Origin of the sequence: Prevotella veroralis DSM 19559 = JCM 6290 (genome assembly GCF_000377625.1) — a bacterium.
GTDB classification, from domain to species: domain Bacteria; phylum Bacteroidota; class Bacteroidia; order Bacteroidales; family Bacteroidaceae; genus Prevotella; species Prevotella veroralis.
This window is the reverse complement of the sequence record NZ_KB898326.1, coordinates 1-14,353: the sequence shown is the minus strand read 5'-3', so window position 1 is coordinate 14,353 and position 14,353 is coordinate 1. Positions and strand designations below refer to the sequence as shown.

Annotated in this window: 11 protein-coding genes; 7 read left to right on the top strand and 4 right to left on the bottom strand. The window is 42.3% G+C overall.

Going from position 1 to position 14,353, the window contains the following annotated elements; all coding sequences use genetic code 11:
* Positions 1-328 precede the first annotated feature (328 nt).
* Complete coding sequence (locus D464_RS0102515; RefSeq protein ID WP_244264084.1) at positions 329-973, bottom strand: hypothetical protein; 645 nt, start codon at positions 971-973, stop codon at positions 329-331.
* A 32-nt stretch (positions 974-1,005) separates the two neighbouring features.
* Positions 1,006-1,671, bottom strand: coding sequence for a tRNA (N6-threonylcarbamoyladenosine(37)-N6)-methyltransferase TrmO (tsaA, locus tag D464_RS0102510; protein ID WP_004382022.1), 666 nt, complete (start codon positions 1,669-1,671; stop codon positions 1,006-1,008).
* Between the two features lie 85 nt (positions 1,672-1,756).
* Between tsaA and D464_RS0102505 the strand changes: the two genes are divergently transcribed.
* The 4 genes from D464_RS0102505 to D464_RS0102490 all read left to right on the top strand — a co-directional run bounded on the left by D464_RS0102505 (position 1,757) and on the right by D464_RS0102490 (position 7,440).
* The gene (locus tag D464_RS0102505; RefSeq protein ID WP_018910000.1) at positions 1,757-3,742 is read left to right on the top strand and encodes an OPT family oligopeptide transporter; all 1,986 of its coding nucleotides are present in this window, start codon (positions 1,757-1,759) and stop codon (positions 3,740-3,742) included.
* Positions 3,743-3,949: 207 nt separating this feature from the next.
* Entirely contained in the window at positions 3,950-4,951 is a 1,002-nt protein-coding gene (locus tag D464_RS0102500; protein ID WP_018909999.1) for a 2-hydroxyacid dehydrogenase, read from the top strand.
* A 298-nt stretch (positions 4,952-5,249) separates the two neighbouring features.
* Positions 5,250-5,828, top strand: a complete 579-nt coding sequence (locus tag D464_RS0102495) for a porin family protein (RefSeq protein WP_018909998.1) — start codon at positions 5,250-5,252, stop codon at positions 5,826-5,828.
* A gap of 256 nt (positions 5,829-6,084) precedes the next feature.
* Positions 6,085-7,440, top strand: a complete 1,356-nt coding sequence (locus D464_RS0102490) for an MATE family efflux transporter (protein ID WP_018909997.1) — start codon at positions 6,085-6,087, stop codon at positions 7,438-7,440.
* 329 nt (positions 7,441-7,769) lie between these two features.
* Here the strand turns inward: D464_RS0102490 and pncB are convergent, their stop codons facing one another.
* Positions 7,770-8,975 (bottom strand): nicotinate phosphoribosyltransferase, encoded by a 1,206-nt coding sequence (gene pncB, locus D464_RS0102485; RefSeq protein ID WP_024985715.1) that lies wholly within the window; start codon positions 8,973-8,975, stop codon positions 7,770-7,772.
* Positions 8,976-10,251: 1,276 nt separating this feature from the next.
* Here pncB and D464_RS0102475 point away from each other — a divergent pair.
* From D464_RS0102475 to hisS, 3 genes are all read left to right on the top strand, one after another.
* Positions 10,252-10,758 (top strand): Fur family transcriptional regulator, encoded by a 507-nt coding sequence (locus tag D464_RS0102475; protein ID WP_004382005.1) that lies wholly within the window; start codon positions 10,252-10,254, stop codon positions 10,756-10,758.
* Positions 10,755-12,029, top strand: coding sequence for an adenylosuccinate synthase (locus tag D464_RS0102470; protein ID WP_018909994.1), 1,275 nt, complete (start codon positions 10,755-10,757; stop codon positions 12,027-12,029). The genes D464_RS0102475 and D464_RS0102470 overlap by 4 nt, the downstream gene beginning before the upstream one ends.
* A gap of 189 nt (positions 12,030-12,218) precedes the next feature.
* Positions 12,219-13,583, top strand: a complete 1,365-nt coding sequence (hisS, locus tag D464_RS0102465) for a histidine--tRNA ligase (protein ID WP_018909993.1) — start codon at positions 12,219-12,221, stop codon at positions 13,581-13,583.
* A 509-nt stretch (positions 13,584-14,092) separates the two neighbouring features.
* Here the strand turns inward: hisS and D464_RS0102460 are convergent.
* The coding region (locus D464_RS0102460; RefSeq protein ID WP_018909992.1) for a transposase at positions 14,093-14,353 on the bottom strand (261 nt) is incomplete at its 5' end.

Genomic DNA, 14,353 nt, shown 5'->3' with positions numbered 1-14,353 from the left:
ATCTTATAAAATCAGATAATTGTTTCCATCAAAAAGTACTATCATTTTTGGCAAAACGTACCTCCGTTTTAGGCAAAACGGAGGTACATTTTACTAAAAACGGAGGTACATTTCACCCAAAACGGAGGTACGTTTTACTAAAAACGGAGGTACGTTTCATCAAAAACGTATATACATTTTGGTAAAAACGTATATACGTTTCTGAAAAACATGATATTTGAACGATTTTACACCAATATTCTTACTTAGAAAACCCTAGATTGAAAAAACGCAATGTAAAGAATATTCCTAACCAATCTACTAATACATTACAACGATTTGTGCCCTTCTATTCGTCCAAACAATAGAAAAAAGAATAAATAGCAGTAGGTTCAAGTCCCATTAACGAAATATCCTTTTTCGATAAGTGGCTTACCGAATTTGCCTCTTTCAATATGACAAATTCCCGTTCGGATAGCATCTTTTTTAGAATAAACGAGAGCTTTTCATCGTCTTTTTTAGTACGAAATCGGTTGATTTTATAGAGGATCACATCACCCGAAAAGTAATAACAGGCAACAATCTTACGGCGATTGCGCTTCAAATAATAGAGCGCACCAGCAGAATCAACGAGCGTTCCATCATATCCATACTCAAGCGGCGATAAATACAAATCTCGTTTATAGATTTCTCTTTGGGCATCCAAAGCAAAATCCATATTGATAAACTCTTTCCATCCTAACGAATCTAATGGATTCGCCCATTTACGGATGGTACTGTTAGCTTCGATCCGCATATAAAATGGGTAGGTTTTACCATTTATTGATATCGTATGCCCCTTGCGATCATAGCATAATCCGCAGGAGGATAGCTCGTAATATCCTTTTATTATTCCTTTTTCCACGTGGAGAGACTGGAAAGTTATCTGAGCATGAAGCATCATTGAGGGTAAAAGGAATGAAATTATACAAAAGATGATACGTTTGTAGTGCATATTTTTAGCTTTTTGAATGTAAATATCCTATCTTAATGACTCACACGAACGACCTTTAATTGGTCATCAAATACGCGGAAATGTACTTCCTTCCCAGCGAAAGGCATAACGTAAATGCGCTCCGCATCGTGTTGATATTGCGGACGGGGGTCTTGTGCCAAGACTTCTTTCAAGGCTGCCAGCTCGTCTGATTTAAACAGAATTGCAATATCATCGGGAATAACCACCGAAAGTTTCTGCCATTCCTTCTTGTCAGTGAATCCTCCTTTAGCCTCTGGATGACTATCAACGTAGGGAATATAGGGTTTGATATCATAGATTGGCGTACCATCCATCAGGTCGGCGCCAACGACTTCTATCTCGCCTTCGGTTATCTGCTTTATAAAAACCGAAGATAAACCGAGTCCGTTAGGGCGGAAAGGTGAGCGGGTTGCGAAAACTCCTAAGCGTTTATTGCCTCCTAAGCGTGGTGGGCGAACGGTAAATTTAATCTCATCTGACGGAGGATTGGCTGAAAATCCCCATATTAACCATAAGTAATCGAAGTCTTCTAAGCCTCGTAACGCCTCTTCCCTCTGATATTTCTTCTCAAAGACAATGCGCCCTACGAGGTTATTGGCTAACCCGCTTTGTCGAGGAATACCAAACTTAGACGTAAGCGGTGAGCGGAAAAATGCTATCGGTTCTATTTCTTTCACGAATGCAAAGTTAATATTTTGCTTTTATTTGGTATCGAATAAACGATTTTTATTTATCTTTGCAACCAAATAATACTATTAAACAATGGAAAATAAAACAGAACAAAACATTGAAATCCCTGAAAATGCTTTCAGAGAATTAAGGGCTGACGAGGAATATGAGCCGATCATGTCGCCTAAAAGAACCTATCGAGAGGTGAGTCCGTGGTCTATAACTTGGGGTATTCTTATGACCGTCTTGTTTTCTGCAGCCGCAGCTTATCTGGGTTTGAAGGTTGGACAGGTCTTTGAAGCAGCTATCCCTATTGCTATTATTGCTATCGGATTGTCCTCAGCCACAAAGCGAAAAAACGCACTTGGAGAGAACATTATCATCCAAAGTATCGGTGCTTGTTCGGGAGCAGTAGTAGCGGGTGGCATATTTGTTATGCCAGCTATCTATATGTTGGACCTGCAAGCCGACTTTCTCAAGATATTTATTGCAGCAGCTTTGGGTGGCGTCTTGGGCATTTTATTCCTAATTCCTTTCCGAAAGTACTTTGTGAAGGACCAACATGGCAAGTATCCTTTCCCTGAAGCAACGGCTACGACACAGGTTCTTGTTAGTGGAGAGAAAGGAGGCAGCCAGGCAAAACCATTACTTCTTGCAGGACTTGTTGGTGGTTTATACGATTTCATTGTTGCAACTTTTGGTTTCTGGAATGAGAATGTAACAAGTAGAATGATTGGAATCGGCGAGACGATTGCCGATAAAGCTAAGCTGGTTTTCAAGGTAAATACGGGTGCAGCTGTGTTAGGTCTGGGTTATATCATCGGACTTAAATATGCTTTCATCATCTGCTTAGGCTCACTTGCTGTTTGGTGGCTTATAGTTCCTGGTATGGCTCTCCTATTCCCTGACACGGTTTTGAACCAATGGGATCCAACAATCACTACTGCCGTCGGGCAAATGGCACCTGAAGCAATCTTCAAAGCATACGCTCGCTCAATTGGTATTGGCGGTATCGCAATGTCAGGAATCATTGGAATTGTGAAGTCTTGGGGTATCATTAAGAGTGCAGTTGGCTTAGCCGCTCGGGAAATGAAGGGCAAAGGCGGCGATCAGGCAGAAGTGTTACGCACTCAAAGAGATATTTCCTTTAAGATTATAGCCTTTGGAAGTATCGCAACGCTTATTATTACCTTCTTATTCTTCTATTTCGGAGTAATGAATTTCAACCTACTCCACGCTGTTGTGGGTATTATTCTCGTAACAATCATTGCCTTCCTTTTCACAACAGTTGCAGCTAATGCGATTGCAATTGTCGGAAGTAATCCTGTATCTGGTATGACACTTATGACGCTTATCTTAGCATCTGTGGTCATGGTTGCCGTTGGATTGAAAGGGAATGCCGGTATGTTGGCAGCGTTACTTATGGGCGGAGTTGTTTGTACCGCGTTATCAATGGCTGGATCGTTTATTACTGACTTAAAGATTGGCTATTGGCTTGGAACGACTCCTAAGAAACAAGAGACATGGAAGTTCCTCGGAACCATCATTTCAGCCGCAACGGTAGCTGGTGTTATGATCGTATTAAATAAGACTTATGGCTTCACTTCGGGTAAATTAGCTGCTCCTCAAGCAAATGCTATGGCAGCAGTTATCAAACCTTTGATGAGCGGTCAAGGTGCGCCTTGGATTCTTTATGCTATTGGTGCAGTCATCGCTTTAGTATTAGACCGATGCAAAGTTCCTGCTCTTGCCTTCGCTTTAGGTATGTTCATCCCACTTGAATTGAATATTCCATTATTAGTTGGTGGAGCAATTAACTGGTATGTCACAAGTCGTTCTAAGGAAGAAACGATCAACAAGGCGAGAGGCGAGAGGGGAACACTAATAGCTTCAGGCTTTATTGCCGGTGGAGCATTGATGGGAGTTATCTCTGCCCTACTGAAGTTTGGCGGTATTGAGTTCCAATATGCTACTTGGTGGGAAAATCATCTATCTGAACTTCTGTCACTTGTTGCTTACATTGCGCTTATATTCTACTTTATTCTTGCAACAAAGCTTAGTAAAAAAGAGTTGGAATAGATTGTACAATGTAACGAAAGGGAGGTCAAGTAGGCTGTAAGGCACGATAAGGAGCAGCCCACTTGACCCATATCTATTAATGAAATGAATTATAGTCCAACACTTGCAAATATTACAATTTATGCGTACCTTTGCATTGTTTCAATAAGAGAAAAGACTGATAAGAATTTTATCAAACACTCATAACAATTATAATATTTAGGATACATGGCATTAAGAATCGCTTTCTTTGACGCAAAGTCATACGATATAGAGTCGTTCAACGCAGTTAACAAGGACTATAACTTCGATATTCGCTATTATCAGGAACGCCTGAGTATTAGCACAGTACCACTTGCTAAGGGTGCAGATGTCGTTTGTATCTTTGTGAATGCAGAGTGTGATGCAAAGGTGATAGAAGAGTTGGTCCACAATGGAGTCAAGTTAGTTGCATTGCGATGTGCAGGCTTTAACAACGTTGACCTTAAAGCAGCTGAGGGACGAATAAGGGTTACGCGCGTTCCTGCTTATTCACCACATGCAGTGGCTGAGTATGCTGTTTCGCTCATGCTAAGTCTAAATCGTAAGATCTACCGAGCCGTTAATCGCACCCGTGAAGGTAACTTTACTCTACACGGATTGTTGGGCTTTGACATGTATGGAAAAACTGCCGGTATCATCGGAATGGGGCGTATTGCAAAAGAACTCATCAAGATCCTGCATGGTTTCGGTATGAATGTGATGGCTTACGACTTGTATCCTGACCACGAGTTTGCTAAACAGTATGATGTGAAAGTGGTTGGTCTTGACGAGTTATATACCCATAGTGACATTATTTCTCTGCACTGTCCACTGACGCCAGACACAAAGTTCCTGATTAATAAGGATAGCATTACTAAGATGAAGAAAGGCGTTATGATTATCAATACCGGGCGTGGAAAACTGATCCACACAGAGGATCTTATTGAGGGACTTCGTAGCAAGCAAGTGGGTTCCGCAGGGCTTGATGTATATGAAGAAGAGCGTGACTACTTCTATGAAGATAGAAGTGATAAGATGATAGATGACGATGTATTGGCTCGCTTGTTGATGGTTCCTAACGTGGTTCTAACCTCTCATCAGGCTTTCTTCACAGCGGAGGCTTTGCACAACATAGCCATTTCTACACTCAACAGTGTGAAGGAGTTTGCTGATGGCAAAGACTTGACTTGTGAAGTAAAGAACGCATAAAGCATTGTAACTATCCGTTATAAACAAGTTTCAAAGTATATATATAATAAGGTGAGTGCTGGTTGATTGATCTCCAATACTCGCCTTTTTTATGATAAATGTTATCCAAATACCTTCTTTAACACTTATTAATTGGAAATAATTTGCCGTTTTCTTTATAAAACATAACTTTGCTCTCACTATTAGTAGGTAGTATTTTTAAAGAGAGAAGTTCGGTTAGAACCAATAGACCAAGTAATTAATAAGAAAGTAACAAAGTATAGATAACAATTTTACTTACAATTAATTCATAACGATTATGAAAAAGATTATGTTAGTAGCAGCCCTGATGTTATCATCAGTAGCTACATTCGCACAACACGCAGTAGGTTCTTTTAACATCCAGCCAAAGGTTGGTTTGAACATTGCAAATCTAACTGGTGACAACAAACCAGACGCTCGCATAGGTCTTGTTGCAGGTGCTGAAGGTGAGTACCAAGCAACCGACATCGTTTCAGTTAGTGCTGGTTTGCTCTACTCTATGCAAGGTGCAAAGGCAAAGACTCCACTTGCTACTATTACACAAAAGCTCGATTACATCAACGTTCCAATAACTGCTAACGTTTATGTTGTTAAGGGTCTTGCAGTGAAGTTAGGCCTCCAACCAGGCTTCAAGGTTAGTGATAAGGCTTCTGTAGATGCAACACATGGAGGTCAGATACCCGTTCCTGGCAAGGCAAAGTCATTTGACCTTTCTGTCCCAGTAGGTCTTTCTTATGAGTATAACAACTTCCAGTTGGATGCTCGTTACAACTGGGGTCTAACAAAGGTGTACGAAGGTAACAAGGCAAAGAACAGTGTATTCCAGATTACACTGGGCTATAAATTCGACTTGTAAACCCTTATTTACAAATGAAATAACAAAGAGGAAGCCTACAGGTTTCCTCTTTTTCGTACCTACCCCAGCCTATCTGGTATCGAGAGGATAGGTTTTGTTACAAAAATAAAAAGGTTCATTCAAACCAAGAAAAGCAACGGGAGGAAAACTTACAGTATTCCATTGGAAGAGAGAAGATTATTATAAAAGCGCATAACAATACGCTTTTATTTCGTACCTTTGCACCATTAATCATATAAAAGCAGGAAACAACAGTATGTCATATCAGTTTTCAAGATACGAAACACACTATCGCAACCTTACTTATTTAGGTGTACCTATCATCATCGGACAGTTAGGTAACCTCATTCTTAACTTCGCCGACACCCTGATGATTGGGCATCATAGCACCAAGGAGTTGGCTGCTGCGGCATTTGTCAACAATATGTTTACGTTGGTAATCATCTTTGCTGTAGGCTTCACTTACGCTATCACGGCTCTTGTCGGTACGCTTTACGGACAGGAAAAGACGCACCGTATTGGCGAACTCATGAAGAGTGCGGTGGCAGCTAACACCTGTATGGCGGTGTTCTTATCGGCTATCATGGGGTTATTATACGCTAATCTCGAACATTTGGGACAGCCCAAAGAGCTTCTTCCTCTTATACGTCCTTACTTCATCATACAGCTTGTTTCACTGCCTTTCGTATGTTGGTTTAACACCTTCCGACAGTTTACGGATGGCATTACAGACACCCGAGTGGCTATGTGGATACTGATCAGTGGCAACGTTATGAATATATTCGGTAACTGGGTTCTCATATATGGTCACCTTGGAATGAGTGAGTTAGGTCTGATCGGTGCAGGGCTTTCTACGATGATTTCTCGTATAGCGATGGCAATCGTGATGGTGGGTATCTTCTTCTTTAGTAAGAAGTACAAAGAATACAGAAAGGGCTGGAGTCAAGGCAACACGAACCGCCCTGACTTCAGAAAAATCACTGTTCTCGGATTGCCATTAGCCTTACAAATGGGTATGGAAACCGCCGCTTTCAGCTTATCGAGTATCATGGTTGGATGGTTCGGAACAACCGCCTTAGCTGCACATCAGGTCATGTTGACCATCTCCCAACTGGGTTATATGATTTATTATGGGCTTGCGGCAGCAGTAGCGGTACGCATCAGTAACTTCATGGGACAGCGTGATTACACTGCAGTTAGGCATACGGCGACAGCTGGCATACACCTTGTTTTCCTTCTTGCGATGACGACCTCTATCCCAGTCTTCCTCTTCCGCCATAGCATTGGAGGCTTATTTACTGACAATACAGATGTTATCTCGATGGTATCCATGACTATTGTCCCCTTTATGATCTACCAGTTTGGCGACGGAATGCAGAGTAATTACGCCAATGCCATGCGTGGAATCGCTGTTGTGAAACCGCTGATTTGGATTGCATTCATCGCCTTTTTCATCGTGTCATTGCCATTGGGTTACCTCTTCGGAGTGGTTATGAATTATCAACTTCTGGGTATTTGGTATGCCTTCCCATTTGGTTTAACGACCGCAGGAATACTTTATTACATTTATTACCAGAAGGGTTTGAAGCGCATAGAAGAGTCTGCTGAATAGGAAGATACTATTATTAGTAAACAAAGGGGGCGTTTCTTCAATACGAAGAAACGCCTTCTTCATTGTAAGGAAACGCCTCCTTCGTATCAAGAAAACGCCTTCGCCATTTTGAAAGGGGCGTTCCTTTGATTAAAAAACATGTCACAAAGTAGGGACAGATGCCCTCGTCTGTCCGCCAAATCACGACAAATAAAAGCCTCCCCAAGCCCCTCCAAAGGAGGGGATGTTGCCTAACGGAGTGTTATAAAAGGGTAAATGGGCGGACAGACGAGGGCGTCTGTCCCTACTTTGGTGTACTATTTTGATTGGAAATAACCATCTAATACACCTCACTCCTTATAATGTATCGCCTCCATAAAACGCTTGATTACCTCAGGCTTACCCGTATGCTTGCCCTTATCCTCCGATATCTTGCAGGTGTCATTATAGTATGGCCACGACTCAGTTATCTTAACAGCAACGAGCTTAATAACGATGTTCATGGGCTTTACATGTGGGAAGTCATTGGTGAAGTGAGTGCCTATCCCGAATGCAGGTTTTACCTTTCCTTCGGCGTAGCTTTGTAACTCTATCGCACGATCAGTATCGAGTGCATTGGAGAAAAGAATCTGTTTGTCACGGGCATCGATACCGAACGATTTATACTTAGCAATAATCTTATCCAACTGCTCATGATTGTCGCCTGAATCAATGCGAAGTCCCTTGAACTGATTAGCAAAGTCTTCCGAGAAGTTGTAAGAGAAGATGTCCCAACCGAAAGAATCGTACAAATAAGTACCAAGAGCACCCCTGTATGTTTTGCGCCAAGCCTCCATTGCCATGTAATTAGCCATCTGCGGACCAAACATACCACCTATTGCACAGATGAATTCATGCGCCATTGTACCCACTGGCATGAGGTCATACTTCATCGCAAGGTGTATATTGCTAGTACCCACAAACTTGCCCTTCCACACCTTACTCTCATAACAGTCTTTCATCGCGCGGACAGCTATCTCTTCTGCTTTCAAGCTGGCACGACGACGCGTACCGAAGTCGGAGAAGACACAACCAGCCTCTAATAAGCGTTCCGCCTTATGGTAAGTCTTATCGTAGAGGAGCTGATAATCGAAACTTTGTGCTTGCTCATTAAACATATAGAAAAGCTCTGATACGATGGCAAGAACCTTCACTTCGAGTAGGATAGTGTCTGCCCATAAGCCTTCAAACTCTATGTGTAAGTGCCCTTCCGAGGTCTGCCACACCTTCACCCAATCGCGTGAGAAGCGGAAACCACGTAGGTAAGTTAAGAACCATTCAGGCAAGTAATTGCACTTACGACGTAGGAAGTTTATCTCCTCTTGAGTGATGATAACCGACTCTAAAAGCTCTATCTGATGTTCCACTTCACGTGCAAATCCATCGGGATAAACCGTGTCATCACGATCAACAAACTGGTAACAAACATGTGCACGAGGGAAGTTATCGATGACAGCGCAGCACATTGTCAGCTTATAAAGGTCATCGTCAGTGAAATGATTGATGATTTGTCTCATTTATCTTGTAAGTCTTTTTCTGTCGTCAAAAGTATAAAAAAGAAACCGAAAAACAAAGTATTTTACAGGAAAACATACACATCAAATATTGCAGTTGGTACCATAGTAGGGACAGACGCCTTTCGTCTGGACACTCCTCCCAGCCTCTCTCAAGGGGAAAGAAGGAGCCTCACCCCCGCCCCTCTCCGAATGGAGAGGGGAGTAGATAGCATTGTTTGCAAACAAAGAGGGCGTTTCTTCGATGTGAAGAGACGCCCTTTTCATGGCAAGGAAACGCCCTCTTCGATTGAAAGAAGGCGTTTCTTTCATTTTAAAATACTATTACCTCTGTATCTGTCAGGTATTGGCGTACATGTAAATGGGAGTATTCACGCCCCTCTCCATTCGGAGAGGGGAAGGGGGGGTGAGGCTTCAAAGTAGGGACAGACGTCCTCGTCTGTCTGCTCATTTACCCTTATATGGCATCCCGTTAGGCAACATCCCCTCCTTTGGAGGGGCTTGGGGAGGCTTTTATTTGCCGTGATTTGGCGGACAGACGAGGGCGTCTGTCCCTACTATGTTGTATCCTCTTCATCTAAAGAAGGCGTTTCGTGATTGCAAAGAGGGCGTTTCGTCACATCGAAGGAACGCCTTCTTCAAATTAAGGAGAAGCTCTCTTCACATCAAGGGAACACCTCTTTCAAATGGAAGAAAATCTCAACTACGATACTGACGTATCTATCACGGCTTTCTCAAACACTACATTATTAATATGGAGGGTAGTAAAAGTAGTTGTATAATGGTATCATTGGTGAACAAAACAAGCAATCTTACTTAAAAAGTATCAGTACGTTCTGAATAGGATTCTACTCTTCAGAAGTAGACATAAGGAGCGAAGAAAGAGAAGAGATAAAGGTCAGGAACGAAAGACAGAAAATAATTTTGCTGTCACTTCTGTCACTCATTTACAACAAATAACACGCTGATTACCAACATCCTAACGCAAATGTTAAAAATGACAGCAACTAAAATTAAAAATAAAATAGGGTTTTGAGTGGTTTAGAAGGAATACTATCGTCTGCCCATCTTACATTCCAATAAGCTTAGACAATAACCATCAACTATATTAAACCATAATAGGCACTGTCATAGATAAGCCTCATCGTGGAGGAACTCACCATATATCAGTGCTCATAAGAGTTATAGTCATTCCGCAACCCTTTAACTTTTTTTTATTACCACATAATAGTTATATCATTAAAAAATACTAACTTTGTGCGAATTTAATCAGTTAGTTGTGACTAAAGACATAGTCAAGAAAAGAGTTCGAGATATTCTGGATGAGTACCTCGAAGCGAATAATCATCGCAAGACATCAGAGCGGTATGCCATTCTTGATGCGGTGTATGACATGAAAGGGCATTTCTCTTTAGAAGAGTTGGGTACAGAACTTGAGGCAAGGAACTTTCGTGTATCCCGTGCAACACTGTACAATACAATGCGCCTGTTCATAGAATTGCGCCTTGTTGTTCGACATCGTTTCATCGGACAAACCAAGTATGAGGCTTGTTACGATAATGAAGATCATATCCACCAGATATGTACTGTCTGTGGAACAGTGACTGAAGTTGAATCTCCAGAGATCACTGAGGCGATTAAGAACACTAAGTTTCATCGGTTCCGCAGAGATGGTTTCTCCTTATATATATATGGTATATGCTCTCGTTGCCAGGCTGTTCTGTCACGTCAGAAGAGCAAGTTCTTAACCCAAAAGCAAGGTAAAAACTCACATAAAAGCAAATGAACACAGGTAAAGTTGATGTCCTGTTGGGTCTCCAATGGGGTGATGAAGGTAAGGGAAAGGTCGTAGATGTGCTCACACCACATTATGATGTTATAGCCCGTTTTCAGGGTGGTCCTAATGCTGGACATACGCTTGAATTCGAGGGAGAGAAGTATGTTTTGCGTTCCATTCCATCGGGTATCTTCCAGGGAGGAAAGGTCAACATCATTGGCAATGGAGTGGTATTGGCTCCAGATCTCTTTATGGGAGAAGCAAAGGACTTAGAGCTTAGTGGGCACCCACTTAAGCAACGCTTGCGCATCTCAAAGAAGGCTCATCTCATCATGCCTACCCATCGCATCCTTGATAGAGCATACGAGGCTGCAAAGGGAAAGGATAAGGTTGGCACAACTGGAAAAGGTATTGGTCCTACCTACACAGATAAGGTTAGCCGTAATGGATTGCGTGTTGGTGATATCTTATGTGACTTTGAGCGCAAATATACGGAGCACAAGGAACGTCACATGAAGATGTTGGCAGCATTGGGCTGGACTGACTTTGAGGGTTTTGAAGAGACCGAGAAGCTGTGGATGGAAGGTATTGAGTACATGAAAGAGTTTGAGTTCATCGACTCAGAACATGTAATCAATCACCTATTGCGTGACGGTAAGAACATTCTTTGCGAAGGTGCTCAAGGAACGATGCTTGACGTCGACTTCGGTTCTTATCCATTTGTTACTTCATCCAATACTATATGTGCCGGAGCTTGCACGGGATTAGGTATTGGACCTAATAAGATAGGTAATGTCTATGGCATTATGAAGGCTTACTGCACTCGAGTTGGTGCTGGTCCATTCCCTACTGAGTTGTTTGATGAGACTGGAAAGAAGATCCGTGACCTTGGTCATGAGTATGGTGCTGTAACTGGAAGAGAGCGTCGTTGCGGTTGGATAGACCTTGTTCAGCTTCGTTACTCAGTAATGGTTGATGGTGTGACAGAGCTTATTATGATGAAGAGTGACGTACTTGATACCTTCGAAACCATCAAGGCTTGTGTTGCATACGAGCTTCCTGACGGTACACAAACACAGAATTTCCCATACGAGATAGACGATGTTAAGCCTGTCTATAAGGAGTTCCGTGGCTGGAAGAAGGATATGACTCAATGTCGCTCAGCAGCAGAGTTTCCACAGGAGTTCCGCGATTATGTTGCTTTCTTGGAGGAGTATCTTGAGACAAAAATCGGTATTATCTCTATCGGTCCTGACCGCGAGCAGACAATCGTTTTATAATCAATATAGGAACAAAAGAATTTTGAATAGTTAAGAGAATAAGGTTGTTAGGGAAGTAAAAGAACAAGGATATAAGGTCATTAGATGGTTCTCTCCTCTATTACTGACAATATCGTTTCTTTCACTTCTCTATCTCTTTTGACGCTCTTAACTCCTTTTTTATATTAAGAAGAATAACAATAACAGACAATGGCAAATAAACCTTCCATCCCAAAGGGCACCCGTGACTTCGGACCAGAGGAGATGGCAAAACGTAACTACATATTCGATACTATCAAAAGTGTCTATGCTTTGTATGGATTTCAGCAGATTGAGACACCTGCCATGGAGACTTTACACACCTTAATGGGCAAGTATGGCGATGAAGGAGACAAACTCCTCTTCAAGGTGTTGAACTCTGGTGACTATCTGAAGTCGGTTAGTAACGATGAATTAAAGGGGCGTAACACGTTGAAGATGCAAACGAAACTATGCGAGAAGGGACTTCGTTACGATCTTACTGTCCCCTTCGCACGCTATGTAGTCATGCATCGTGAAGAATTACAGTTACCTTTCAAGCGTTATCAAATACAACCGGTATGGCGTGCCGACCGCCCACAAAAGGGTCGTTATCGTGAGTTTTACCAGTGTGATGCCGATGTTGTAGGTTCTGACTCACTATTAAATGAGGTGGAACTAATGCAGATTGTGGACACAGTCTTCACCAAGTTAGGGGTGAGAGTACAGATAAAGATCAACAATAGAAAGATTCTCACGGGTATTGCCGAGGTGATTGGTGAGAAGGATAAGATTGTTGATATCACTGTTGCCATTGATAAGCTCGATAAGATAGGACTTGAGAATGTAAACGAAGAGTTGCGTGCGGATGGTATATCAGAGGATGCTATTGCTAAGTTGCAACCTATCATTAAGTTAGAAGGAACCAATGAAGAGAAGTTAGCAGTGATTGCGGAAGCCTTGAAGGAGAGTGAGACTGGACTAAAGGGAGTTGAGGAAACACGCTTTATCCTTGATATGTTGAAGACGTCCGGACTAAAGAATGAGATACAACTCGACCTTACCTTGGCACGAGGACTTAATTATTACACTGGCGCCATATTTGAGGTTAAGGCGTTAGATGTGCAGATTGGCTCTATTACTGGTGGTGGTCGATATGACAATCTCACGGGAATCTTCGGTATGCCAGGGCTCTCTGGCGTTGGTATCAGCTTTGGTGCTGACCGCATATATGACGTTTTGAACACCTTAGACCTTTATCCAAAAGAGAGTGTACAAGGCACTCAATTACTCTTTATCAACTTCGGTGAGCAGGAGACAGCATACTGTCTTCCAATCGTAGCAGCCGCTCGTCGTGCGGGTATTCGCACTGAGATGTTCCCCGATAAAGCAAAGATGAAGAAGCAGATGAGTTATGCGAATGCAAAGAACATCGGCTTCGTGGCTCTTGCTGGAGAGTCGGAAATGAAAGAGGGAAAGGTTACTTTGAAGAATATGACTACTGGTGAACAAACGCTTGTAACGCCAGAAGAGTTGATAGCGAGGGTAAAGTTATAAAGAGGAAAAGCCTCACCCCCGTCAACAACCAGCCTCACCCCCGCCCCCTCTCCGAATGGAATAACCCCACCCAGCCTCCCCCAAGGGGAGGAGTGCCTAATGGAAGCTGGTTAGAAAAAGATTTCCTTAAGACAAAGGAGGCGTTTCCTTGATGTAAGGAGAGCCTCTCTTCAATACGAAGAAACGCCCTCTTCAAAGCGAAGAAGGCGTTTCTTTGTTTTTAGTTCTGCGATTTCAGCTAACAAGGTATAGCCTCGATACACTGAAACTATATTACACGAGCATTACAGCAAACCCTTATTTCAAACAGAACTAATCATAATTTTGAATTGTGAATTATGAATTTTGAATTAGACAAGGGCGTCAGCTTCTGTGGATTCCCATGTTCCGTAAGGAACTCTGTGTCGCCTTCAGGCTTCGTGCCATCCGTGTATTCCGTGTTAAGAAAAGCCTCTCCCCCGCCCCCTCTTCGAATGGAGAGGGGAGTAAATAACGTGAGTTCGACGAATTCAGAACAATGCAAGCTGTGTGTCCATAGTCCTTTGTACATTATTAATACAAGGCTTCTTTGGAAACAGACAATAGGCGGCAATGGCTCCTAATAAGTTGACGATGAAATTGTCAAAGCATCTATGTCTGGAGTGCTCTACTTGTGCAATGTTCTTAAGTTCATCATTCACCGTTTCTATAATGGCTCTTTTTCTGAGTAAAAGTCTGTCTGAAACACTCATTAAACATCCTTTCATGTTACTTTTCAATTTGGTTATAAG

Excerpts from the sequence above, each read along its gene's own strand:
- D464_RS0102515 (WP_244264084.1), bottom strand. The coding sequence starts at position 973 with ATGCACTACAAACGTATCATCTTTTGTATAATTTCATTCCTTTTACCC.
- hisS (WP_018909993.1), top strand. The coding sequence starts at position 12,219 with ATGGCAAATAAACCTTCCATCCCAAAGGGCACCCGTGACTTCGGACCA.
- D464_RS0102505 (WP_018910000.1), top strand. The coding sequence starts at position 1,757 with ATGGAAAATAAAACAGAACAAAACATTGAAATCCCTGAAAATGCTTTC.
- D464_RS0102490 (WP_018909997.1), top strand. The coding sequence starts at position 6,085 with ATGTCATATCAGTTTTCAAGATACGAAACACACTATCGCAACCTTACT.
- D464_RS0102500 (WP_018909999.1), top strand. The coding sequence starts at position 3,950 with ATGGCATTAAGAATCGCTTTCTTTGACGCAAAGTCATACGATATAGAG.
- D464_RS0102470 (WP_018909994.1), top strand. The coding sequence starts at position 10,755 with ATGAACACAGGTAAAGTTGATGTCCTGTTGGGTCTCCAATGGGGTGAT.
- pncB (WP_024985715.1), bottom strand. The coding sequence starts at position 8,975 with ATGAGACAAATCATCAATCATTTCACTGACGATGACCTTTATAAGCTG.
- D464_RS0102495 (WP_018909998.1), top strand. The coding sequence starts at position 5,250 with ATGAAAAAGATTATGTTAGTAGCAGCCCTGATGTTATCATCAGTAGCT.